At 65.4% G+C, this 24,258-nt stretch carries 21 protein-coding genes and 1 pseudogene; 3 read left to right on the top strand and 19 right to left on the bottom strand.

Going from position 1 to position 24,258, the window contains the following annotated elements:
• Window positions 1–86: 86 nt before the first annotated feature.
• Both hisI and folE read right to left on the bottom strand, forming a co-directional pair.
• Window positions 87–581 carry a phosphoribosyl-AMP cyclohydrolase gene (gene hisI / locus DNX69_RS11610; RefSeq protein ID WP_234826935.1) on the bottom strand — a complete coding sequence of 165 codons (495 nt, stop codon included), beginning with the start codon at window positions 579–581 and terminating at the stop codon, window positions 87–89.
• Window positions 578–1,216 carry a GTP cyclohydrolase I FolE gene (gene folE / locus DNX69_RS11605; RefSeq protein WP_110786153.1) on the bottom strand — a complete coding sequence of 213 codons (639 nt, stop codon included), beginning with the start codon at window positions 1,214–1,216 and terminating at the stop codon, window positions 578–580. Before folE ends, hisI begins: the two co-directional genes overlap by 4 nt.
• A gap of 99 nt (window positions 1,217–1,315) precedes the next feature.
• Between folE and DNX69_RS11600 the strand changes: the two genes are divergently transcribed.
• From DNX69_RS11600 to DNX69_RS26900, 3 genes and pseudogenes are all read left to right on the top strand, one after another.
• Window positions 1,316–1,810, top strand: coding sequence for a Fur family transcriptional regulator (locus DNX69_RS11600; protein ID WP_165825239.1), 495 nt, complete (start codon window positions 1,316–1,318; stop codon window positions 1,808–1,810).
• 36 nt (window positions 1,811–1,846) lie between these two features.
• Window positions 1,847–2,041: pseudogene (locus DNX69_RS11595) on the top strand (cysteine--tRNA ligase); the annotation flags it as partial.
• On the top strand, window positions 1,984–2,184 hold the full coding sequence (locus DNX69_RS26900; RefSeq protein ID WP_425327304.1) for a GTP-binding protein: 201 nt from the start codon (window positions 1,984–1,986) through the stop codon (window positions 2,182–2,184). The pseudogene DNX69_RS11595 and the gene DNX69_RS26900, both read left to right, overlap by 58 nt.
• Window positions 2,185–2,292: 108 nt before the next feature.
• Here DNX69_RS26900 and DNX69_RS11585 read toward each other — a convergent pair whose 3' ends face one another.
• The 17 genes from DNX69_RS11585 to DNX69_RS11505 form a co-directional block, all read right to left on the bottom strand.
• Window positions 2,293–3,177: a thermonuclease family protein gene (locus DNX69_RS11585; RefSeq protein ID WP_234826934.1), complete on the bottom strand. Its 885-nt coding sequence runs from the start codon at window positions 3,175–3,177 to the stop codon at window positions 2,293–2,295.
• A gap of 393 nt (window positions 3,178–3,570) precedes the next feature.
• The gene (ggt, locus tag DNX69_RS11580) at window positions 3,571–5,148 is read right to left on the bottom strand and encodes a gamma-glutamyltransferase (protein ID WP_110786149.1); all 1,578 of its coding nucleotides are present in this window, start codon (window positions 5,146–5,148) and stop codon (window positions 3,571–3,573) included.
• Window positions 5,149–5,233: 85 nt separating this feature from the next.
• Entirely contained in the window at window positions 5,234–6,895 is a 1,662-nt protein-coding gene (locus DNX69_RS11575) for an ABC transporter ATP-binding protein (protein WP_110786148.1), read from the bottom strand.
• Window positions 6,892–7,731 carry an ABC transporter permease gene (locus tag DNX69_RS11570; RefSeq protein ID WP_110786287.1) on the bottom strand — a complete coding sequence of 280 codons (840 nt, stop codon included), beginning with the start codon at window positions 7,729–7,731 and terminating at the stop codon, window positions 6,892–6,894. The genes DNX69_RS11575 and DNX69_RS11570 overlap by 4 nt, the downstream gene beginning before the upstream one ends.
• Window positions 7,732–7,743: 12 nt before the next feature.
• Window positions 7,744–8,766: an ABC transporter permease gene (locus DNX69_RS11565; RefSeq protein ID WP_110786147.1), complete on the bottom strand. Its 1,023-nt coding sequence runs from the start codon at window positions 8,764–8,766 to the stop codon at window positions 7,744–7,746.
• Window positions 8,763–10,352: an ABC transporter substrate-binding protein gene (locus DNX69_RS11560; protein ID WP_110786146.1), complete on the bottom strand. Its 1,590-nt coding sequence runs from the start codon at window positions 10,350–10,352 to the stop codon at window positions 8,763–8,765. The genes DNX69_RS11565 and DNX69_RS11560 overlap by 4 nt, the downstream gene beginning before the upstream one ends.
• Window positions 10,353–10,428: 76 nt before the next feature.
• Complete coding sequence (locus tag DNX69_RS11555; RefSeq protein ID WP_110786145.1) at window positions 10,429–12,015, bottom strand: acetolactate synthase large subunit; 1,587 nt, start codon at window positions 12,013–12,015, stop codon at window positions 10,429–10,431.
• Complete coding sequence (locus tag DNX69_RS11550; protein WP_110786144.1) at window positions 12,015–13,313, bottom strand: ArgE/DapE family deacylase; 1,299 nt, start codon at window positions 13,311–13,313, stop codon at window positions 12,015–12,017. Before DNX69_RS11550 ends, DNX69_RS11555 begins: the two co-directional genes overlap by 1 nt.
• A 50-nt stretch (window positions 13,314–13,363) precedes the next feature.
• A complete protein-coding gene (locus DNX69_RS11545; protein WP_110786143.1) occupies window positions 13,364–14,815 on the bottom strand; it encodes an NAD-dependent succinate-semialdehyde dehydrogenase in 1,452 nt (483 codons plus the stop codon).
• A 37-nt stretch (window positions 14,816–14,852) separates the two neighbouring features.
• A complete protein-coding gene (gene gabT, locus DNX69_RS11540; RefSeq protein ID WP_110786142.1) occupies window positions 14,853–16,127 on the bottom strand; it encodes a 4-aminobutyrate--2-oxoglutarate transaminase in 1,275 nt (424 codons plus the stop codon).
• Window positions 16,128–16,311: 184 nt separating this feature from the next.
• Window positions 16,312–17,202 carry a LysR substrate-binding domain-containing protein gene (locus DNX69_RS11535; RefSeq protein ID WP_110786286.1) on the bottom strand — a complete coding sequence of 297 codons (891 nt, stop codon included), beginning with the start codon at window positions 17,200–17,202 and terminating at the stop codon, window positions 16,312–16,314.
• Between the two features lie 497 nt (window positions 17,203–17,699).
• Window positions 17,700–18,548: an N-acyl homoserine lactonase family protein gene (locus DNX69_RS11530; protein ID WP_110786141.1), complete on the bottom strand. Its 849-nt coding sequence runs from the start codon at window positions 18,546–18,548 to the stop codon at window positions 17,700–17,702.
• A 93-nt stretch (window positions 18,549–18,641) separates the two neighbouring features.
• A complete protein-coding gene (gene tcuB / locus DNX69_RS11525; RefSeq protein ID WP_110786140.1) occupies window positions 18,642–19,844 on the bottom strand; it encodes a tricarballylate utilization 4Fe-4S protein TcuB in 1,203 nt (400 codons plus the stop codon).
• Window positions 19,828–21,276, bottom strand: coding sequence for an FAD-dependent tricarballylate dehydrogenase TcuA (tcuA, locus tag DNX69_RS11520; protein WP_110786285.1), 1,449 nt, complete (start codon window positions 21,274–21,276; stop codon window positions 19,828–19,830). The genes tcuB and tcuA overlap by 17 nt, the downstream gene beginning before the upstream one ends.
• Before the next feature lie 43 nt (window positions 21,277–21,319).
• Window positions 21,320–22,027, bottom strand: coding sequence for an IclR family transcriptional regulator (locus DNX69_RS11515; RefSeq protein ID WP_207803140.1), 708 nt, complete (start codon window positions 22,025–22,027; stop codon window positions 21,320–21,322).
• A gap of 55 nt (window positions 22,028–22,082) precedes the next feature.
• Window positions 22,083–22,985 (bottom strand): NAD(P)-dependent oxidoreductase, encoded by a 903-nt coding sequence (locus DNX69_RS11510; RefSeq protein ID WP_283809341.1) that lies wholly within the window; start codon window positions 22,983–22,985, stop codon window positions 22,083–22,085.
• Window positions 22,986–23,040: 55 nt separating this feature from the next.
• Window positions 23,041–24,249, bottom strand: coding sequence for an ABC transporter substrate-binding protein (locus DNX69_RS11505; protein ID WP_110786138.1), 1,209 nt, complete (start codon window positions 24,247–24,249; stop codon window positions 23,041–23,043).
• Window positions 24,250–24,258: the final 9 nt, after the last annotated feature.

Below are 24,258 nucleotides of genomic sequence, written 5' to 3'. Positions count from 1 at the left end.
CCGGCGGTGACGAGCGTGCTCGGCAGCACAACATTAGGTTTTCGGTTCGAGCCGGGAGCGCGCCACATGTCTCGTCCATGACCGGGCTAGAGTTGCGTCGGATTTGGCACGTCGCCATAGATCGCGATCGGATCAAAGACCTTACTGCTCTCCGTGAAGGATAGTTGGATAGGCCGCGAGGCGGCATGAAGCGGGACGGCACGGTAGAAGCAGGATCGGTAGCCGACATGGCAACTGGCTCCGCCGACGATTTCCACCCGAAGCCAGACAGAATCCTGATCATCGTCGATCCTGATCTCGACGACCTTCTGTACGAGCCCGCTGGTGGCGCCCTTGCGCCACAGACATTGCCGGCTGCGACTCCAGTAGTGGGCTTCGCCCGTCTCGATCGTGTAGCTCAGCGCCTCAGGCGTCATCACACCCATCATCAGGACCTCTCCTGACGCGGCGTCGGTGGTGACGACTGGTATGAGCCCGTCGGAACCGAATTTCGGCGCCAGGACGCAGCCTTCTTCGACCTGCTCGACGGAAAGCCGCGGCGCGAAGAGATTGGTCGGCATACCAGAATTTGTCGTGCTCATGCCAATGCCTCGCTGGGACGGTTGATTGAGGCGAGGAATTCCTGCCGCAAATCGCGGTCGGTCTTGAAGGCTCCCATAAACCGGCGTGTGATCATCCCAACGCCGGGCTTTCGGATGCCACGCGTCGTCATGCACATATGTCCGGCTTCGATGACGACAGCCACACCGCGCGGTCTGAGCACGTCCTGGATCGTGTCGGCGATCTGCGTGGTCAAGGTTTCCTGGATCTGCAACCGCTTGGCATAGACCTCGACGACCCGGGCTAGCTTGCTGATGCCGACCACCCGGTCTGCCGGAAGATAGGCCACATGGGCTTTGCCGATGATCGGCACGATGTGGTGCTCGCAATGCGATTCGATCCGCATATTGCGAAGTACGATCACGTCATCATAGTCGTTGGTTTCTTCGAAGGTCCGGCCGAGCAACTCGGCCGGATCGATGTCGTAGCCCGCGAAGAACTCCTCATAGGCGCGTACGACCCTTGCCGGCGTGTCGACCAGACCTTCCCGGTCGGGATCATCCCCCGCCCATTCAATCAACAGGCGCACGGCCGCCTCCACATCCGCGCGAGAGGGTCGCTTCCGCCGTGCCTGTTTCTTGTTTTCGAAGACGACGCCGTTCACGGCCACATCCATTGCATCCCAACTCCTCGGCTTGCTCTTGCCCACCACAATGCAATGTTATAACATTGCATGCAAGCTCGATGCCCGAGCGACGGAGAATCGGATTCCCTGATGCTTCACGCCCAGCGCTTGCCCGGAGCCCGAGAGCGCCAGAGCGTCGCCAACGCCCTGCACGCTGCGGAGAAAACCTGTGACAGGAGAGGCGTGCAGCTCACGCCGATCCGACGCGCCGTGCTTGAAGCCCTCTGGCAGGTCGATCAGCCGATCGGCGCTTATGAACTGATCCGCAAGCTCGAGACCAGGCTCGGCCGCAAGCTTGCGCCGCCGACCGTCTATCGCGTTCTCGACTTCCTCTTGGAGCAGAAATTCATCGCTCGTATCGAGACGAGGAATGCTTTCATCCCCTGCGCTCATCCTGATCATGAGCACACATGCGTGTTCTTCATCTGTGAGGCCTGCGGAAGCTCCGCTGAGGTCGAAAACGACAAGGTCGAGGCGCTGTTCAACATCGACGCCGCCGCGCTCGGATTCCGGATCGGAAAGCGCGTGATCGAAATGCAGGGCATGTGCGCCAACTGCCTCACCGCTTCCGGCGCAGCCACCTGACAGCGTACTGACAGGGACTGAGACCTGCCTTCGATCGACATTCATGGCGGCGGACAGGATCTGATCTTTCCGCACCACGAGAACGAAATCGCTCAAGGAACCGGTGCCCGGTACTGGATCCACAACGGCTTCGTCACCGTCGAACGGCGGAAGATGTCGAAGTCGCTCGGCACGTGCTGCTCGTTCGCAAGCATTGGAACTCGACTTGGGGCGATCGACGGCAGGAGTTGGTCTTTGTCGGAGGATCGGAGATGGACGAGCAGGCGATCCGTGACGCCCTCGACGCCTCCCTCCACGGCAGCGCCATCACGGGCGTGTCGAAGGCCCACGCCAAGCTGCACGATCCGTTCCCTGCCTGGGGTCGAGCGGCATGACGGCCCTCGGGATGGGCCGCTTCGGATCTGCTTTCACTTACCGCGCGACAGTTACTTCTCGGTCTTGTCGTGCGAGGCCGCTGGCGACGGTCTGAGCGCGATCAAAGCTCACTTCTTTGGCGCGCGGCAGCCTGCCGTTTCGGCTTCCTTGACGCTGCAGAACCAGCGCTTGCCCGGCCCCATCTTCAGCTTCGCGTATAGTCGGCTACCCGGCTGATGGTACGTGCACTGACCGCCGCGGCCGATATTGGACTTGATGACGCATTCCGGCGAAGGTGGTTCGGCCGCCGCCGCGGCGCCGCGCAGGATTTCCAGGGCTGCGCCCGGCACGCTGGCGGCTCCGACGATGGTCGTCTGGGCGGTTCGATCGCGCCAATCCGCAGGCGCGATGAAGGCGCCCGACCAGAGGCCGGACTGCGCGTCCCGAGCGATCGCCTCGGAGGCCTGATAGGCGCCGGACGACCGGATCAGCGCCACGGCCCATCCCGAGCGCACCATCCATTCTTCGACGCTCTCGGCATTGGCCGAGCAGCTTCCGAGCGACCTGCCGTATTTGTCGTGACCCGCAACTTTGCAGGTCCAGGGCTTCGCGCCGAAGCGCTTGGCGAGTTCGTCGCGCGCGGCGAGACCACAGGTCCACCCGGTGCCCTTCTCGTCGACGCAAATCTGATCCGTTTCCGGCGCGTCGATCCCCTGCAGCCGAATTCTCCTGCCACTGATCTCGACCGTATTGCCGTCGATCACCAGCGGCATGCCGGCGATCTCGATCGGCTCGTCACCGGGCAGGCAGACATACTGCGTGCTGTGCATGCCGAGGCACCGGGCTGCGCCCAGTGTGAAGTCGATCTTCACGCCGAGGTCACGCGGCTTTCCGTAAGGGCCGCGATCGTTGACCCGGATGCTGCAGCTTCGGCCGTTCGCCGGGTTGGTGACCACGACAGTGGTGCCGAGGGGATATTCGTGGGAGGCTGCGGTCAGGCCGTCATGGTTCATCGGTTCGCCGCTGCTCGTCCGCGAACCGATCGTATACAGCGACGCGAGGACCTCTTTGCCCAAGCCGCACTTGCCTGTCCTGTGCACGAAGCGATGTACTGTGTCCCAGCCCCGCGCATCGGCCACGCCGGGGGCAAGCGCGATCACAGCATATGCGGCCGCGCAGATCGCTATCTTCGAGAAAACTTGCATTCCAACCCATCGCCTCCGATGCGCGGCTCAGCATAGCCGGCCTGCATCCGTGCCGAATGCTCAGAAATCATGGCTTTTCTGGGCGAAAATTGGGTCGAGACAACGCGGGGCCGAGGCGGCCCGGTGAAATGGGTCCGGCCACTGCATGTCCGTCACGCCGGCAAGGCGATAGGACTGATCGAGCTTCCGCCTTCGCCGGCTTCAATAGCCGAGCGCCACGCCGTCTTTGCGGTGGTCGGACGCGCCGAGCAGAACGCCACGCGCACGGTCGATGCGGATCGCCTGACAGCCGCCGATCGCCTGCTCGGTCCAGCGCACGGTGTGTCCACGGCGCTGCATCTCGTCGTGGACGTCCTGGCCGATCGTGGTCTCGAGCGTCAGCGCGCCGTCGAAGCAGAAACTGCGCGGGCGCTCGGCGGCGGCCTGGATGTCGAGGCCGAGGTCCAGCACGTTGGAGATGAAGTTGGCGTGTCCGGTGGCCTGATAGTGCCCGCCCATCACGCCGAACGGCATCACCGCCTCATCGCCCTGCATCAGCATGCCGGGAATGATCGTGTGCATCGGACGCTTACGAGGCGCCAACGAGTTGGGATGGCCGGGCTTGGCGCGGAAACTCCATCCGCGATTGTGCAGCAGCACGCCGGAATTCGGCGCGTAGATGCCGCTGCCGAACGGCGAGAAGATCGAGTTGATCAGCGACACCGCGTTGAGATCACGGTCGACCACGGTGACATAGACCGTGTCGCGATGTTCGGTGTCGAGCCACGGCTGCGCCTCACCGGCGCGATCCATCGTGATCGCCCGCCGGATCTTGCCGATCAGCGCATCCGACAGGAAGCGGGCGGGCTCGAGCGGGTGGACCGCCGGATCGCAGAAATACGCGTCGCGCGTCGCGTAAGCCGCCTTGGTGGCCTCGGCGAGCAGATGAATCCGGTCGGCCTCGTTCAGTTTGCCGACGTCGAAGCCTTCGAGCACACGCATGATCATCAGCGCCGCGAGGCCCTGCCCGTTCGGCGGACATTCCATCACGGTATAGCCGCGATAATCGGCCGAGATCGGCGTCACGTCCTCGCCGCGGTGGGCGGCGAAATCATCGACTGCGTGCGCGCCGCCGAGCTTGCGCAGCACCGCCACGATCTCTTCGGCGACCTCGCCCTCGTAGAAGCCGGCGCGGCCCTCGCTCGCGATCTTGCGCAACGTCGCGCCGAGCCGCGGCTGGGCGCGGACGTCGCCGATCTCGGGCGCATTTCCGCCGGGCAGGAACTGCGCCGCGGCGTTCGGATCGATTTCGACGCGCGCGCGGAACCGGTGCCAGTCGGCCGCGACGCGCGGCGTGATGCAGAAGCCCTGTTCGGCCGCCTCGATTGCCGGCGCCAGCACATCCGCGAGCGGCAGTCTGCCGTGGCGCTCGATCAACGTGCACCACGCATCGATCGCCCCCGGAATGGTGACCGCCTCGGGCGAGGTCGGTGGAATGTCGCGCGCGTCGCCGCCCGCATATTTCTCCGCGTCGGTGCCGGCCGGGGTGCGACCGGAGCCGTTCAGTGCAATCGGGCGACCGCCGCCCAGCGCGACCAGCGCGAAACAGTCACCGCCGATGCCGGTCATCTGCGGCTCGACCACGCCCTGGATCGCGACCGCCGCCGCCGCGGCGTCGATCGCATTGCCGCCGCGGCGCAGGATGTCGATCGCCGCCAAGGTCGCGCGCGGATGCGACGTCGCCGCCATGCCGTTCTGCGCGACCGCGAGCGAGCGGCCGGTCTTGTGGAAATCGCGCATTGTTGGTTCCCTGTTGGGTTTCGTTCGCAGCTATACCGCCGGTAGCCCGTACTCCACTACTGGTCAGACCGGCGAGAGCGCCCGGCTATGCGGACATGACGTCATTCTGCACCGCCGAAGCCTGCGGACCCGCGAACAGGCTGCGGCCCGGGATCGCGTCGAGCAAGGCGCGGGTGTAAGCATGCTGGGGTGACGTGAAGACCGACTTGGTATCGCCCTGCTCGACAATCTCACCGCGGCGCATCACCACGATGCGATCGGCGATCTCGGCGGCGACGCGCAGATCGTGCGTGATGAAAAGCATTGCCAGGTTCATCTCCTCGCGCAGTTCGGCGAGCAGGTCGAGAATCTGCGCCTGCACCGAGACGTCGAGCGCGGACACCGCCTCGTCCGCCACCAGCACCATCGGTTTCAGCGCCAGCGCGCGCGCGATGCAGATGCGCTGACGCTGACCGCCGGAGAATTCGTGCGGATAGCGCTCGGCCGCGCTGGCCTCCAGCCCGACGCGCGCCAGCAGGCGTTTGGCATCCGCGATCGCCTCCGCCGGCGGCACGCCGTAAGCCATCGGTCCGCGCGCGATGGCGTCGCCGACTTTCTGCCGCGGATCGAGCGCGGCGAACGGGTCCTGAAACACGATCTGGACCTTGCGCCGCATCGCCCGCAGCCCGCTGCCGCGCAACTCGAGGAAATCCATGCCGCCGAATTCGATCGCGCCGGAGTCCGGCTCGATCAAGCGCATGATGATGCGGCCGAGCGTCGATTTGCCGGAACCGGATTCGCCGACCACCGCCACGGTCTCGCGCGGACGCAGGCTGAGCGCGACATCGCGCACCGCCGGCACCGTACGGTGCGGCCGGAACAGCCCCTGCGCGGTCACGAAGGTCTTGTTCAGCCCGTGGGCGTCGAGCAACGGCTCGCCGTCGAGGTGACGGTCGCGCTCCGCGCCCGGCCGCGTGCCCGGCACCGCCGCGATCAGCGCCTTGGTGTAGTCGTCCTTCGGATGCCGCAACACCTCGTCGACGCTGCCCTGCTCGACGACGCGTCCGCCGCGCATCACCACCACCCGATCGGCGATGTCGGCGACGACGCCAAAATCGTGGGTGATGAACAAGACGCCCATGCCGCGCTCGGACTGCAGCCGACGGATCAGCGCCAGGATCTGCTTCTGCGTGGTGACGTCGAGTGCGGTGGTCGGCTCGTCGGCCAGCAACAGCGCCGGATTGTTCGACATCGCCATCGCGATCATCACCCGTTGACGCTGACCGCCGGAGAGCTGGAACGGATAGCTGCGAACCAGGGTCGCCGGCTCCGGCAACCCGACCGCAGCAATCAGTTCGAGCACCCGCGCGTCGAGATCGGCGCGGCTGGGCCGCGGATTGGCGTGGATCAGGATCGCTTCGGCGATCTGATCGCCGACCCGCGCCAACGGATTGAGCGCACTCAGCGGCTCCTGGAAGATCATCGAGATCGCACCGCCGCGCAGGCCGCGCATCGTGTCTTCATCGGCGTGCGCAAGATCAGTTCCGCGGAACCGGATGGCACCGCTGCCGATCGACAGGTTCGGCGGCAACAATCCCAGCACGGCATGAGCGGTGATCGACTTGCCCGAGCCGGACTCGCCGACCAGGCAGACGATCTCGTTGCGCCGCACGCTGAGCGACACCTCCGCGACCGCGTGGCTACGGTCGCCGCCCTTCGGCAGCGCCACCGACAGATTTTCGACGGACAGCAGGATATCATCGCTCATGCTTTTCGCGCCTTTCGTGAGATGCGCGGGTTCAGGGTGTCGTTCAGCCCTTCGCCAACGAGATTGATCGCCAGAACCGTCAGCACGATCGCAATGCCGGGAAACATGCTCATCCACCACGCCTGCCGGATCACCGTCCGCGACGCGCCGATCATCAGCCCCCACGACATCAGATTTGGGTCGCCCAGCCCCATGAAGCTGAGCGCGCTCTCGATCAGGATCGCGGTCGCGATCGTCAGCGATCCGGTGACGATGATCGGCGAGATCGCATTCGGCAGAATGTGACGCAGCGCCACCACCATCGGCGCCTGCCCCTGGCAAACCGCAGCCTGGACGAATTCGCGGCCGCGCAGCCGCATGAACTCCGCCCGCGTCAGCCGCGCCAGCGGCGGCCAGCTCACCACGCCGATCGAGATAATGACGTTGGTGAGCGTCGGCCCGATCGTCGCCACCAGCAGGATCGCCAGAACGAAACCGGGAATGGTCTGGAACAGCTCGGTGATACGCATCATCAGATCGTCGACCCGGCCGCCGAAATAACCGGCGATCGCCCCGATCACCACGCCGATGCACAGCGCCGCCAACGTCGAGGCGATGCCGATCGTCAGCGACACCCGGGCGCCATAGGCGATGCCCGCAGCGACGTTACGGCCGAGCATGTCCGATCCGAGCGGCAATCCCTCGCTCCCCGGCGGCTGGAACGGCGCCGCAACCATCTCCCAGGGATCTTCGGGAAAGATCGTCGGCGCGGCGACCGCGAGCACGACCACGCCGATCAGGATCACCAGACCGATCACGCCGGTCGGATGAGTGAGGAAGGTCTTCACGCGATCCATCATAACCTCCGCTCAGGACGCCGCACGCAACGACACACGCGGATCGACTACCCGGTAGATCGCGTCAGTCAGAAGATTGAGCCCGATGACGATCACCGACATCACCAGGAAGATCCCGAGCATCAGCGGATAATCACGCTGCAGCACGGCGTCGAAAGTCAGCCGGCCGAGGCCTGGCCATGCGAACACCGTCTCGATCACCACCGAACCACCGACCAGCGTTCCGGCCTGCATGCCGGCGACGGTGACCACCGGCAGCACCGCGTTGCGCAGCATGTGGTGAATGATGATCTGGCCGCGCTTCAGCCCCTTGGCGCGCGCCGTCTTGATGAAGTCCTGATGCGCGACGTCGATTACCGCGGACCGCATCAACCTGGCGTAAATCGCCAGATGCACCGCGCCGAGCGAGATCACCGGCAGCACCAGATGCGAGGCAATGTCGCTGGCCCGTTCGAGCGGCGTCATCTCGACACCGATCGTGACGTAGCCGAACGCCGGCAGCCAATCGAGCTGAACCGAGAACAACAGCACCAGCATCAGGCCAAGCCAGAACACCGGCATGGCGTAGAGGAACAGCGACACGATGGTCAGCGCGGTGTCCGACCATTTGCCGGCCCGCACCCCCGCCAGCGTGCCCAGCGACACGCCGACGAAAAGCGACAGAAGAAACGCGCAGCAGGTCAACAGCAGTGTGGCCGGCAGGCGCTCGCCGATCAGCGACAGCACTGAGCGTTGCTGCCGATAAGAGTAGCCGAGATCCAGCGTCACGATCCGCTTCAGATAGATCGCGAGCTGCACCGGGTACGGCTTGTCCAGGCCATACTCGGCACGAAGCTTGGTCAGCATCTCCTCATCGGCCGCCCCGCTCTGCCCGGCCATCACCTGCGCGGGATCGCCGGGCGCAGCATGCACCAGCACGAAGTTGAAGGTGGCGATCACCAGCACCACCGCGACGAAGCGGGCCACCCAGCGGGCGACCGCCAAAGCGATCGCCACACCACGACTGCCGCCGATCGACTGCGCCAGCGCCATCATCCGAACGAAACCGTCCCGAATGTGTCGTGGACGCCGATCGCCGTGGTCACCACGTTCTTCAGCCGCTTGTCCATGAAGTTCGGGTAGTCGATCTCGAGCAGCCAGGCGACCGGCACCTCCTCGACCATGATTTTCTGGACCTCGCTGTAGAGCTCCTGACGCTTGTCGTCCGACGTTGCGACCGCGGCCGCCTCGAACAGCCGGTCGACCTCCGGGTTGGAGTAGCCGCAGGTGTTGGAGAACAGGATGCCCTTGCGGATGTTGGACGAGATGTAGCTTCGAGAAACGCCGAGCGCGGGATCACCGAACTGATAGACCGTCGTCGACGTCATGGAGAAGTCCCAATTGCTGAACTTCTCGGCCCAGCCGGCGATATCGATTCCTTTCAGCTGCAGATCGATGCCGACGCGGGCGAGCGACTGCCGCAGAAACTCGGAAGCCCGCTGATGGGTTTCGCCATAGGGCGGCACCAGATAGGGAATCGACACCCGCTTGCCGTCGGGGCCCGGCTTCAACCCCATCTCGTCGAGCAGCGCCTTCGCCTTCTCGGGCGAGTAGTCGTACTTCTTGACGTCCTTCTCGTAGAATTTCGTCTTCGACGACACCGGGCCGGTGGACACCTTGCCGAGACCGAAATAGACGCGGGCGAGCAGTGCCTTGCGGTCGATCGCGTACATCACCGCCTGCCGGAACCGCTTATCGTTCATCGGCGCGATCCGGTTGTTCATCTCGAGCCAGGTATGCGGCGCGAAGAACTCGTAGCCCTTGGTGGTCATCGTCAGATGCGGGAGCTTCTGCAGCCGCGGCACCTCGAACAGCTCGACGTCGGTCCACTGCGTGAGCTGAACGGTCCCCTGCTCCAGCGCCACCGAGCGCGAGGCGGAATCCGGGATCACGCGGTAGATGATCTCGTCGAGAACCGGCTCGTTCGGACGATAATAGCCCTCGTGCCTGACCAGATGGACGTGCGAGCCGCGCACCCATTCCTTCAGCTTGAACGGGCCGGATCCGATCGCCTTCGCATTGGCCGGATTCTTGCGATAGTCAGTGCCCTCGTAGATGTGCTTCGGCACGATCGGCGCGGTGGTGCAATCGAACGCGGTGAGGAACGGTGCGAACGGCGTCTTCAGCTTGAACACCACGGTGAGCGGGTCCGGCGCCTCGGCCTTCTCGACCCGCGAGAAGGTGTTGCGCGCCCGCGCGTGGTTTTCCATCAGGATCTTGGTGATCGAGAACACCACGTCTTCGGAGGTCAGCGGCGTGCCGTCGTGGAAGGTGATGTTGGGGAACAGCTTGAAGGTGTAGGTCAGCTTGTCGGGCGACACTTCCCAGGACTGAGCGAGGCCCGGCAGCGGCTTGAGGTCGAAATCGTAGCGCAGCAGGCTCTCGTAGATCTTGCCGCCCAGCGTCAGCGTCGGCTGCTGCTGATTGAGCGCGGTGACCAGGATCGGCGGTTCCGGCTGAATGATGGTGTTGAGCGTGCCGCCGCGGGTCTGCCCTACGGCACGCGTGATGCCGAGCGGGATTCCGCCGATGCCGGCCGCGCCAGCGAGCAGGCCGAGCTTGGTGAATTCGCGTCTGTTCATGAGATCCCCCGCGTTACAAGAAGTTGAAACTGATAGTTCATCCAGAAAGCTGATCGTGACGACGACAGTCGCCGCATCAGACCATCGCCTCGATCAGATACGGACCGCGCCGCGCCAGCGCCGCGTCGAACGCCCGCGTGAACTCGGCCAGTGTGGTGGCGCGGCTCGCTTCGACACCCAGGCCCTGCGCCATCTTCGTCCAGTCGAGCTCGGGCTGATCGAGCTGCAGCATCCGCTGCGCATTGCGTCCCGGCGTCTGCGCCCCGACCTTGCTCATCTCGCCCCACAGCGTGGCGTAGGAGCGGTTCGAGAACACGATGGTGACGACGTCGAGATTTTCGCGGGCGTGAGTCCACAGTCCCTGCACCGTGTACATCCCGCTGCCGTCGGCCTGCAGGTTGATCACCTTGCGGTCGGGACACGCGACCGCCGCACCTGCGGCCATCGGAATGCCAATCCCGATCGCGCCGCCGGTGATCTGCAGATAATCGTGCGGCGGGGCGTCGTAGGAATAATCGAAGAAGCCCGACGAGGTCAGCGCCTCGTCGCAAATGATCGCCTGCTCCGGCAGCCTTGCTGCCACGAGACGGTTCACCGCATCCACGGAGAGAGCATCTCCGCCGGCCGCCGGAGCGGAAGCCGCCGCCGGCGCGGCCGAGACCGCCTCGAGCTTGACGCCCGCCTCGTCCGCGAGCCATTCCAGTGCCTGCGGCAGATCCTGATCGGGTCCCGCCAATCGCACGATCTCGCACGACGGCGGCGCGAGCCGGCCGGGACGGTTCGGATAGGCGAAGAACGACACCGGCTCCTTGGCGCCGATCAGCACCAGCATGTCGACCCCGCGCAGCAGCGCACCGCCGCCGTCGTGCGTCATCGGCAGCTTGGCGATCGGCGCGCGGCCGCGGCCACGTTCGATCCGGCCGTTGCTGCCCTGCGCGTAGATCTCCACGCCGGTCGTACGACGAATGCCGTCAGCGATGCGCAGCGCTCCCTCGCGCAGCGCCGCGCCGGTGAGCAGCAACACCACTTTGCGCCCATCGCGGATCGCGGTGCCGATGCGGGCGACGGTCTCCCGCTCCAATGGCGTCTGCGGCAGCCGTTGGCCGCGCGCCAGCTCGGAGCCATAGACGTGTTCGTTCCACGCCATGTCGGCCGGCAGGATCAGCGTGGAGATTCCCGGCGCCATGCTCTGCGCCCAGGCCTCGGCGACGTCCTGATCGATCCGCACCGGATCGCCGATCCGCTTGACCCAACGCGACATCGGCCGCGCCAGGGAGTCGATGTCGCTGGTCAGCGGCGAGTCCAGCGGCAGATGCTCGACCGCGTGATCGCCGACGATGTTGATCATCGGCGAAAGCGCGCGCCGCGCGTTGTGCATGTTGGCCAGACCGTTGGCGAGGCCGGGGCCGAGATGCAGCAGCGTCGCCGCCGGCCGGTCGCGCATCCGGGCGTAGCCGTCGGCAGCGCCGGTGACGACACCCTCGAACAGCCCCAGGATGCACCGCATCCGCGGCTGCCGATCGAGCGCCGCGACGAAATGCATTTCCGACGTGCCCGGATTGGCGAAGCAAACGTCGACGTCGTGGGCCAGCAGCGCGTCGCACAGCCGGTCGGCCCCGGTCATCGATTGTGTGGCGGAGGTCGACACGGCTGCGATCGCCATCACAGCTTCCTCAGCCCGCACCACTCGGCGACGAACAGCGCAATGCTCAGCGTCGTCTTGCGCAGGCTTTCAAGATCGATGCGCTCGTTGAACGCGTGCGGACCTTCACCGTAGGGTCCGTAACACAGCGCCGGAATGCCGTAGTCGACCGAGTAGTACCGCGTATCGTTGACCGCCGTCGACAGGCGGGCGTCGAGCGGCGCGTTGAACGCGGCCTTGTGCGCGCTGGCGAGAACGTCTTCAGCAACGCCGCCGGGCTCGCACACGGCCGGATCGGCCTGGAAGCCGCTCCAGATCAGTTCGGCCGGATTCTCCGACAGGAAGCTGTCGGTCGCCTGCGCGTCGGCGAGGCATTTCTCGATGCCGCGCATCGCGTCCTGCGGCGTATCGCCGGTCAGCAGACCGAGCCGGCAGTCGAGTTCGCACCAGGCTGCAGTCGAGCTCGCCCAGTCGCCGCCCTTGACGATGCCGACGTTGAACTTGATCGGATTCTTGATCTGTCCGAACCAGGGATCGCGCACCGCCTGGGCGTTGAGCGTCTTGGTGTACTCCTCGAACGCACGGATCAGATGCATCGCCGACAGGATGGCGCTGGTGCCGGTCTCCGAATAGGCGACATGCACCGGCGTGCCACGCACCCGCAGTCTGAACCAGATCGCGCCGACCTGAGCACGCGTCAGCGTGTGGCCGGTCGGCTCGGGGATCAGGCACGCATCGGCACGATAGCCGCGCATCAAGGTCGAGAGTGCGCCGTTGCCGGTGCTCTCCTCTTCGGTCACGGTCTGCACGTGGACGCGCGCATCGGGCGCGTAACCGGCGGCGCGGATCGCATCGAGCGCGAAGATCATCGCCGACACGCCGCCTTTCATGTCCTGCGCGCCGCGGCCGATCATCCAGCCGTCACGCACGGTCGCGGCGAAGGGCGGGTCGTTCCACAGATCGACCGGCCCTTCCGGTACCACGTCGATATGGCCCTGCAGGATCAGGCTGCGGCCCTTGCCGTCATAATCTGGGGTGGCGACGACCTGCATCGAGCCGGCGGGATCGATCGTGTCCATCGGCGCCGCCTTCGGGTGACTGGCGATATCGACGTCGGCGAGACTGAAAGTGTCGACCTTGTAGCCGCGGTCGGCGAATTGCTGCGCCAGCCATGCCTGCTGCGGAGCTTCCTCGCCGCGCAGGCTGCGGAACTGCACCATGCGCTGGAGAAACGCGACCTGGTCGTCGAAGTTGCGATCGACGGCAGCACGCAGGCTCTCGGTGATCGCATCCGATTTCGTCAATGTCTCAGTCGCCACGTCTCGTGTCTCCCCTGAATCTCAATCTTCTCGTCATGTGGATAGCAGTGTCAGCGATCGAGGCCGCCGAGCAGGATGTACTTGGTCTCGACATACTCCTCGATGCCGTGGCGCGAGCCCTCGCGGCCGAGGCCGGACTGCTTGACGCCGCCGAACGGCACCACGTCGGCCCCGAGCAGCGCCGAGTTGACGCCGACCATGCCGGACTCCAGCGCTTCGGCGACACGGAACACGCGGCCGAGATCACGCGCATAGAAGTAAGCGGCCAGACCGAACGGCGAGTCGTTCGCCTGCGCGATCACGTCGGCCTCGTCGGTGAAGCGATACACCGGCGCGACCGGACCGAAGGTCTCTTCGCGGGTGATCAGCATCGCGGTGGTGACACCGGCCAGCACGGTCGGCTCGAAGAAGGTGCGACCGAGCGCGTGACGCTTGCCGCCGAGCACGACCTTGGCGCCCTTGCCGACGGCGTCGGCGACATGACGCTCGACCTTGGTGATCGCCTCCTTGGTGATCAACGGACCCTGCGTCACTCCGGCGTCGACGCCGTTGCCGACCTGCAGCGTCGCCACCTTGGCGGTGAGCTTCTCGACGAAGGCGTCGTAAATCCCATCCTGCGCATAGATGCGATTGGCGCAGACGCAGGTCTGTCCCATGTTGCGGAACTTCGACGTGATCACGCCTTCGACCGCGGCGTCGAGATCGGCATCGTCGAACACGATGAAGGGCGCGTTGCCGCCGAGCTCGAGGCCGACCTTCTTCACGGTCGAGGCCGCCTGACGCATCAGGATCTTGCCGACCTCGGTCGAGCCGGTGAAGCTGATCGCCCGCACCGTCGGATGCTCGGTCCAGGCCCGACCGATCGCCGGCGCATCGCCGGTGACGATGTTGAGCACGCCCGGCGGGAAGCCGGCGCGCTGCGCCAGTACGCCCAGCGCGAGCGCCGTCAGCGGCGTTTCCGGCGCCGGCTTGATCACGACGGTGCAACCGGCGGCCAAAGCCGGCGCGACCTTGCGGGTGATCATCGCGGCGGGGAAATTCCACGGTGTGATCGCCGCGACGACGCCGACCGGCTGGCGGATGACCATCGTGCGGGCATCGGCGCGATGCGACGGAATGGTCTCGCCGTAGATGCGCCGCGCCTCCTCGGCGTAGAACTCCACGAAAGACGCCGCGTAGTCGATCTCGCCCAGCGCCTCGGCCAGCGGCTTGCCCTGCTCGCGCGTCAGCAGCAGCGCCAGATCTTCGCGATTGGCGATGATCTGATCGAACCACGCCCGCAGCATCGTCGCGCGCTGCTTGGCGAGCAGCTTCGACCATTGCCGGAATGCGATATCGGCGGCGCGCACCGCCTCCTCGGCCTCGTCCGCACCGAAATGCGGCACCGCGCCGATGCGCTCGCCCGTCGCCGGGTTGAACACGGCATCGACCGGCTCACCACACCACTTGCCGCCAATCAGGCAGCGCTCGGCCAACAGGCCGGGATCACTCGGCATCAACATCTCGATTAGTCCCGTCTCGGCGCAGACGCGCCATGTGCTACGCAGCGAGGCAACGCTCCAGGATCGCCAAGCCTTCATCGACGATCTCGTCCGACGCCGTCAGCGGCACCAGAATGCGAATGGTGTTGGCGGCGGTGCCGCACGACAGCAGGATCAGCCCGTTCTCGTAGGCCAGCTTCGTCACCCGCTTGGTCATCTCCGCATCCGGCTCGTTGCTGCCGCGCTGCTTGAGAATGTCGAACGCGACCATCGCTCCCGGCCCGCGCGCGACCGAGGTCGGCACCAGCGTGTTCGACAGCGCGAAGCGATCGATCGCGTTGCGCAACCGCTCGCCAATCTGGTTCGCGCGTGCAATCAGGTTCTCTTCTTCGAACACGTCGAGCACTGCGAGCGCGGCGGCGCACGCCAACGGATTGCCCGCATAGGTGCCGCCGAGGCCGCCCGGCTCAGCCGCATCCATGATCGCGGCGCGGCCGATCACGCCCGACAGCGGCAAGCCGCCGGCGAGACTCTTGGCGACGCAGACGATGTCGGCCTGCACGTCGTAGTGCTCCATCGCAAACATCTTGCCGGTGCGACCGAAACCGGTCTGCACCTCGTCGGCAATCAGCACGATGCCGTTCTCGTCGCACAGCCTGCGCAGACCACGCATCAGTTCGGGCGGCGCCTGGTGGAAGCCGCCCTCGCCCTGCACCGGCTCGATGATGATCGCCGCGACCTGCGAGGCGTCGATATCGGCCTTGAACACGAACGAGACGCAGCGTAGCGCGTCCTCGACGGAGACGTCGCCGCCGGCCGCGGGAAACGGCACATGCCACACGCCGGGCAGCGGCGGGCCGAGCGCCTTCTTGTAGGGAATGACCTTGCCGGTCATCGCCGACGCGAACGCGGTCCGTCCATGAAAGCCGCCTGTGAAGGCGATGACGCCGCTGCGCCCGGTCGCGGCGCGCGCGATCTTCACGGCGTTCTCGGTGGCTTCCGCGCCGGTGCTGAGCAGGATCGACTTCAGCGGTCCGTTGATCGGCGCCAATTGATTCAGCCGCTCGGCGAGTTTGATATAACCCTCATAGGGCGCCACCTGGAAACAGGTGTGGGTGAAGCGATCGAGCTGCTCCCGGATCGCTGCGACGATGCGCGGATGGCAATGACCGGTGTTGAGCACGGCGATGCCGCCGGCGAAATCAACGTAGCGCTTGCCCTCGACGTCCCAGATCTCGCTATTCAGCGCACGCTCTGCAAATACCGGCGTTGCTTGGCTGACACCTCGCACGACAGCCGCCTGTCTGCGCGCCAGCAATTCACTATTCGTCATCAGCTCTCTCCTGAACTGACGACAACGCTAAAGCGACGACGAGGACAATCAATCAGCTTGTAAGTTCGATCTGGTGACTTCCATGCACCAATCGAAAAATGCTGCACCATTGAGAGCAGAGACTGATGCTTTGTTGGGCGCTTCGCTCAACGCGTGGCCAGAGCGCTCGCATTCGGCATCGCGGCTAGATCTCCGACAGCACTTGCTTCAGCCAGTTTCGCAATGCAACGATCTCCGGATCGTCCCACCGCTCTCTCAGCGCAACGAGCTGATAAGTCTCCATATAAACCGACGAACTGATCACCTCGACCAGCGCGCCGGAACGCAGATCGTCCTCGACCAGCACCTCGTTGCCAAGCGCGACGCCCTGCCCGAGCCGTGCCGCTTCAATCGCCAGATGGGCGTGCCACAACCGTTGGCCGCGCAGCGGCGGCAGATCGTCGAGGCCCGCGAGTTCGAACCAACGGGTCCATTGCATGGTCGACTCTTCATGGATCAGCGCGATCTGCGACAGATCCTCGAGACTGGTGATCGCCGGATAGCGCGCCAGATAGGCCGGGCTGGCGACCGGAAACACGCGCGGCCGCAATAGGATTTCCGCCATCAGCGGTCCGCGGGAGTCGATGACGTCGGCATAGACGATCTCGGCGTCGGCTTCGGCCCGCGACAAGTCTGGATGAGTCAACGTCGGCTGTAGATTCACCTCCCAGTTGCGCGGAGGCCCGGTCAATTCCGGCAGCCGCGACAGCAGCAGCCGATTGGCGATGCCCGGAATACACCAAATGTTCAGCGTCGGCAGCGACGTCGGCCGTGCGGACGTGGTGGCGCGCGCGATGATGTCGAAGGCTTGCGAAATTTGCGCGTGAAAGTTGACGCCGGCCTCGGTCAAGATGACGCCGCGCCCCTCGCCGCGGACCAACGCAACGCCGAGAAATTTCTGCAGATTCTGCAGATGCCGCGAGACGACGGTATGACTGACCGCCAATTCGTCTCCGGCGGCGCGGACGCTGCCGGTGCGCCCGACAGCCTCGAAGGCACGGAGCGCGATCAGCGACGGCAAACGACGGCGCATCATGAGCCCCACATCACCGGGGCACTGTGACGACGCTTAGACATTGTGAACTCGTTGCCTCCACGCACTCGCGCGAAACCGTGGTCTTCTGCAATCTAGCCCCGGTCAGCTGCAGGACTCTTCCCCCTTGTCGCACGCCGAAGCAACCGTCACAAACGCACGACCTCCCCGTCGCCGCGCTGGGCCATTGCCTTGGCACGACGATTCGCTCAAATTTGAACGGTTCAGTCCGCGGGGGATATGGCGATGCGCCGAATTCGCGCCGGTGCGGGTGACCTCCGCCTTCGCAAATCTTCAATTTTTTCGAAGTGTTGTCGCCTGGGAGGGCAGCGTTCGCGTCATGTGTCAGCCGGAGCCGGAGTCGACGGCGAGACGGCCCGCCCGATCCGCCGGCATGATCTTCCGGTCAAAGACGTCGGTCCATCCCGGGTTCGAGGCTGGCTCGAACATCGCGCCAACGCGCTGGGCGCAGCAAACCGGGACAGACGATCGCAGGCTGACTACTTCGACGGAAGCTGTTGCTGTGGCGGCTGATGCAGCATGAAGGCGTCGGGGTGCCCCGCCACTGCGGGATAAAGCGCAGCGACCAGTGGATCGTGCCCGGGGACAATTCCGTCGATCCCGCCGGCCAGCCGCTTCAGCTCACGCCATCCCTCACACATCTCGCCGACATTGCTGACGATCGGGAAGGGATTTTCCTTGATGATGTTGTCGTAGAAATGCGCGGCATCCGAGGCGAGCACGACCGGACCGCGCGCCGTTTCGACCCGCACGACCTGAAGCCCGTTGGAATGGCCGCCGATCAGATGAAGGCTGATGCCGGGAGCCAACTGGCCATCGCCATCATGGAAGACGACCCGACCGCCGTAGACGTGCCGCACCAGCGTGGTCACGTCGGTGACGGAGAACGGGTGCCGCAATGCGCGATGGCACATGCAGCGCCCTGTCGCGTAGGAGACCTCACGATCCTGAACGTGAAAGCGAGCATTCGGAAAACTGTCGAGATTACCCGCGTGGTCGTAGTGCAGATGCGTAATGACGACGTCTTCGATGGCGAGCGGATCGATGCCGAAACGTCGCAACGCTTCGACCGGATCGATCGTCAGAGCCCGGTTGCGCTCCTGCGCGGCGACTTCGCCGAAACCGGTGTCGACAAGGACCGTCCGCCCCTCCCCGCGTATCACCCAAACGAAGTAGTCGAGATCACTCGCCTGCTCGTGCGCGTCGGGAAACATGAAGTTCTGGAAGATTGCGCGATTCCGCATCGTGGCATAACGCAGCGCAAAGATTTCATACTGCGCAACGGCGCCTCCGGACGTAGCGGCCGTTCCACTCGGGCGGTTGACCATAGGCTTCCCTCCACCGACATCACGCGCTCTCGACGAGCCATCTTGTTATAGGGATGTTCAATACAACGTGCGGCGCCTCGCAGCCAGCGCTTCCTACTCGCCGCCGACGCCGAGGCGGTTCGGCATTCGCCTTTCGATGTTGAACTTGAGCAGTGCCGCGGCGCGGAAGATGCCGTGGGCGAACTTGCCATAGGGCAGCGTCAGGAACAGCGCCAGCACCGTAGCAAGATGGATCGCGAGCCACAGCGCCATCCACTGCGTATCGCGCAGCGCGAGCAGCGCGAAGCCGGTCGCACTGACCAGCAGCAGCAGCGCGATGAACCCGCGATCCATGGAATGCTGTGCGGGATCGCCATGCTGCGGGTCGCGGCGCAAATTGAGCCACAATAGGCCGATCGGCCCCATGATCAGTCCGATGCCGCCGAGCGAGCCGAGCACCACCGGCGCGCTGAACAGACCATAGGGGGCGTGCAGGCCGAGCGCGTAGTGATACAGCGACGCCACGCAAGTCGCGGCGAAGCACAGCAGGAAGCCGTACAGGGTGGATTGATGGAAGCGCCGGCGCCACAGCGTGAAGCGGTCGCTCTCCTCGTTGCAGCCCTCGCCATGACCGCCGCCGAGATAACGCATCCGCGCGACGTCGGAGACCGCTTCCGCCGCTGCCGGCATCCGCGCCCGCGCGGCCTCGGCCGTATCGCCGCCGAGCGCCGGCGACACCTGCCGCCAGAATCGCGTCACGCCGATGCCGAGCGCCAGCACCGCGTAGAAGAACGCCGCGCTGAACAGCACGGCCAGCAGATTGTGCGGGAACACCGCGTAGAAATTGCCGGCCAGCGGCGCGTGGCGCAGGCTTCCGGTGATCGCGACCGCCAGGATCAGAAACAGCGCCAGACCTCCCGCCAGAGCGAGCGCGACGGTCAGCCCGGCGCGGTCGTAGAGGCGGCCGAAGGCCGAGGGCCACGCGTAGTCCTTGTAGGTTCGCACCCGGACCTTGGCCATCGCCTGCGGCACGTTGACGGCGAATTCGTGCGGCGGCGCGTATTGGCAAGCGTGCAAGCACGCGCCGCAATTGTGGCACAGGTTGGCGAGGTAGTGCGTATCGGCCTGATCGAACGCCAGCCGGCGGGTCATCGCCGGAAACACCGCGCAGAACCCCTCGCAATAGCGGCAGGCATTGCAGATCTGCAGCACCCTCGCGACTTCGGCCTCGTCGGCGCTCAGGATGCCGGCCAGACCGATCCCGCCCTGACAGGCTGCCGGATCGGAAGGCGCGGCAGGGTCAGCGAGCGGCCGCATAGTCGAACTCCTGCTGGAACGTCGGATGCTGGAAGCCGGCCGCGCGCGCGGCGTTGACGCCGGCGATGCGGCCGAACGCCGTGCCGATGCTCATGCCGACGCCGGCGGTGTAGCCTTTGCCCAGCACATTGCCTGCCACCATCTCGCCGGCCGCGAACAGATTGTCGGTCGGCGTGCCGCGGAAACGAACCGCCGCCGTCGCGTCGGTCTTCAGGCCCAGATAAGTGAAGGTAATCCCCGGACGCAGCGGATAAGCGGTGAACGGCGGCGTGTCGATCGGCAGGGCCCAATGCGTCTTCGCCGGCGACAAGCCATCGGTCCTGCAGTCGTCCATTTTGGTGTGGTCGAAGGTGCCCGGCTGGCACGCGGCGTTGTAGGCGGACAGCGTGTCGACAAACGCCTTCGGGTCGAGACCAATCTGCGCGGCAAGCTCATCCAGGGTCTCCGCCCGCGTGCCTTCGAACACCGGCGGCATGAAACGGCCGATCGCCTTGGCGTCGATGATCGACCAGGCGATCTGCCCCGGCTGCTGGGCGACGAGCCGTCCCCAGATCGCGTAGCGCTTCGGCCAGAAATCCTCGCCTTCATCGTAGAACCGCGCTGCGTCGCGATTGACGACGACGCCGAGCGACACGCAATCGATCCGGGTGCAGATGCCGCCGTCGTAAAGCGGTGCGCGCGCGTCGATCGCGACGCAATGCGCCTGCGTCGGATCGCCGATGCTGTCGAAGCCAGCGTCGATCATAAATTTGAGCGGTACGCCCTGATTGAACCGCGTGCCGCGGATCAGGAAATTCTCGGCGGGCCATTCGCCGCGCTCGTTCTGGCCCCAAGCCTCGCGCTGCCACTCCAGATTGGACTCGAAGCCGCCGCAGGCGAGCACGCAGGTCCTGCCGGCGATACGCTCGCCGGTGTCGGTGATCGCGGCGACGAACCGTCCGTTCTCGAGTTCGAAGCTCCGCACCTTGGTGTCGTAGCGAACCTTCACGCCGAGCGCTTCGGCGCTGCGATAATACGCGTTCACCAGCGCCTTGCCGCCGCCCATGAAGAATGCGTTGGTGCGCGCGACGTGCAACGCGCCCGAAAGCGGCGGCTGGAAGTGCACGCCGTGACGCCGCATCCACGGCCGGCAGCGCGACGAATGGCGGATCACCAAACGGGCCAGCGGCTCGTCGGTCAGGCCGCCGGTGACTTTCAAGAGGTCCTGCCAGAACTCGTCTTCGGGATAGGCCTCGACCAGCACATCCTGCGGCGCGTCGTGCATGCAGCGCAGATTGCGCACATGCATCGAGTTGCCGCCGCGCCACTCGCGTGGTGCGGCTTCGAGGATCAGCACCGAGGCGCCCGCTTCCCGCGCCATCAACGCCGCGCACAGAGCGGCGTTGCCTCCGCCGATCACCACAACGTCCGGAACGCCCGCGGAAGTCGCCATCACCGACACCGCCGACCGGCCGCGGCCGATGCGCGCCACACCATCATCGATACGCGGGCCATGTCCCACCCAAACTCTGCGTGAGCGCCCGGGCCACCGGGCCGAGCACGCGCTTCATCTTTGCGATCTCCGCCTTGCCGAACCGCTCGCGCGGACCGGACAGCGAGATCACCCCGATCAGCATGTCGCGCGGGCCGAACACCGGCGCGGCGACCGCGGCACAGCTCGGATCGCGCTCGCCGAGCGAGACGTCGAAGCCGTCGGTCCGGATCGCGTCGTAACGCGCTCCCTTCTGGCCGGCGTAAGCCAGGATGATGTGGCCGGCGGCGCCGCGATCCAGCGCGTAGCTGTGCCCGACCTCGACCCGATCGAGCGTGGCGTGACGCGAATTCACCCGAAACAGGCACAGCCGGTTTTCCGCGTCCTGCCGAATGTGAAACGACGCACTTTCGGTACCTTGATCGACCAGTTGCTGCAGCGCGGGCAACACATGGTGTCCGATGGCGTTCTTGCGCGTGAACGCGGCGCCGAGGCGGAACGCGGCCGGCCCGAGGTCGTAGGCGCCATCGGGCAGCCTCGTCGCGTAACCGGTCGCGATCAGCGATCCGAGCAATCGCAGAATCGTGCTCTTGTAGAAGCCGGTTCGGACCGCGAGTTCGGCCAGCGTCATCGGCTGGTCAGCGGTCTCCAGCGCCGCCACGATGGCGAGCGCACGCTCGACCGCGGCGACGCCTTCGCCGGCTTCACGCATCGGCGCCTCTGTCGTCGAAGATCCGGTCGCGGACCGCTTCATCGTGCCATCCAGGTCACGCCGAGCGCGACGCCGCAATCACGCGCGCCAGCACCGGCCAGTAGAGATCACCGTATCCCGCCTCGATCGCCTCGCCGAGCAGCTTGTCGGCGAGCTCCGCGCCGGGCAGGTTGATGTCCACCGATCTGGCGAGGTCAAGCGCGTAAGAGATGTCCTTCCGTGCGTACTCGGTCGAGAACGCCCGTTCCGGAAAGACGTCCGGCAGCATCGCCTTCATGCCGTGGTTGCGCAACGCGAAGCTGTCGGCCGATCCCTTGGCGAGTGTCTCGAACACCAGCTTGGCATCGAGTCCCGCCCGCTTGGCGGTTTCCAGCGCTTCGCCGAGCGCCACCACCGTCTGCATCAGCACCATATTGTTGAGGATCTTCACCACCTGCCCGGCGCCGACGCCGCCGCAATGGGTGATATCGGTCGCAAATGTCGCGATCAACGGCCGTAGCTTGTCGAACGTCGCCGCATCGGCGCCGACCATCACGCTCAGCGTGCCCTCTTCGGCCGCCTGCCGGGTGCGCGCGATCGGTGCGTCGGCGAAGGCCGCGTCCTTTGCGGCGAAGCGCTCGGCGAGCTCCCGACTCGCCTGCACCGGCGAGGTGCCGAGATCGACGATGGTGTGACGCGCCTCGGCATGCCGCAGCAGGCCGTCATCGCCTTCGCACACCGCCTGCACGTGCTTGCCACTCGGCAGCGCCATGAAGATCACGTCGGCATCGCGGGCAAGATCGGCGAGCGAGGCCGCACGCTTGACGCCCGCCTCCGCGAGCCGCTGCAGCGGCGCATCTGCCCGATCGAAACCGAGCACTTCGGCGCCGGATTTTCGGGCCAGATTGCGGCACATTGGCTCGCCCATGACACCCAGTCCGATGAATCCGATCGCCGCCATCACAAGTTCCTCTTTCATTCCCAAATCCAAAGCCGCAGGCGCGCCGACACGGCGCGCCTGACTCAAGCCGAGGTCAGTTCTGCACCAACGGACAGTTGCCCTCGCTCATCGGGCGGAACGCCCCCGCGCCCGGCGACACCTTCACGACCTTGTAGTAATCGAATTTGTACTTCGATTCGTCCGGCTTCTTTACCTGAACAAGATACATCGTGTGAAGCACACGTCCGTCCGGACGGATGGCGACGTCCTTGTTGTACATGTCGTTGACCTTCATCTCGTGCATCTTCTTGGCGACGATCGTCGGGTCTTTGGTGCCGGCGGCTTTCACCGCCGCGAGATAATGATGCACGCCGCTGTAGACGCCAGCCTGCACCATGCTCGGCGGCTTGCCGGTCGCCGCGATGTAGCGTTTGGTCCAGGCCCGGGTCTCGTCGTTGAGGTCCCAATAGAACGAGGTCGTGACCTGCAGCCCCTGAGCCACCTTGAGGCCGAGCGCGTTGACGTCAGTGATGAAGACCAGCAGGCCGGCGAGCTGCTGGCCGCTCTCGACGATGCCGAATTCCCCGGCCTGCTTGATCGCGGTCTGCACGTCCGCACCGGAGGTCGCGAGGCCGACGACCTTGGCCTTGGAGCCCTGCGCCTGCAGCAGGAACGACGCCATGTCGGTGGTGCCGAGCGGATGCGCGGACGATCCGACCACCTTGCCACCGGCGGCTTCGATGAACTTGGTCGCGTCGCGCTGCAGCGCGTGACCGAACGCGTAATCCGCCGTGATGAAGTACCACGTCTTGCCGCCCAACTTGGTGATGGCGTCGCTGGTCATCTTCGACAGCGCATAGGTGTCATAGTTGAAGTGGAAGCTGACCGGCGAACACGCCTTGCCGGTGAAGTCGGACGAACCGGGGCCGCTGATCACGAAAATCTTGTTCTTCTGTCGCGCCACTTCGAGGATGGCGAAACCGGCCGACGACGCCGCGCCGTCGGCGATCATGTCGACACCATCGGTATCGAACCAGCGCCGCGCCGTCGCCGCCGCGATATCCGGCTTGTTCTGGTGGTCGGCGGCGATGACTTCGATCTTCTCTCCCAGCAATTCGCCACCGAAGTCTTCGGCCGCGAGCTTGGCGGCAGCGACCGAACCGGTGCCTCCATTGTCGGCGAAAACGCCGGACTGATCGTTGAGCACGCCGATCTTGATCGTCTCCGCGGCTTTCGCCGGCAACGCCGACAGCACCAGTGCGGCTGAAAGATACAGCGCTTTCTTGAATGTTCGGGTCGTCATGGTTTCCTC

Origin of the sequence: Rhodopseudomonas palustris (genome assembly GCF_003226555.1) — a bacterium.
In the GTDB taxonomy this organism is placed as follows: domain Bacteria; phylum Pseudomonadota; class Alphaproteobacteria; order Rhizobiales; family Xanthobacteraceae; genus Rhodopseudomonas; species Rhodopseudomonas palustris_I.
The sequence above is the reverse complement of the archived record's forward strand: the minus strand, read 5'-3'. Positions and strand labels throughout refer to the sequence as shown.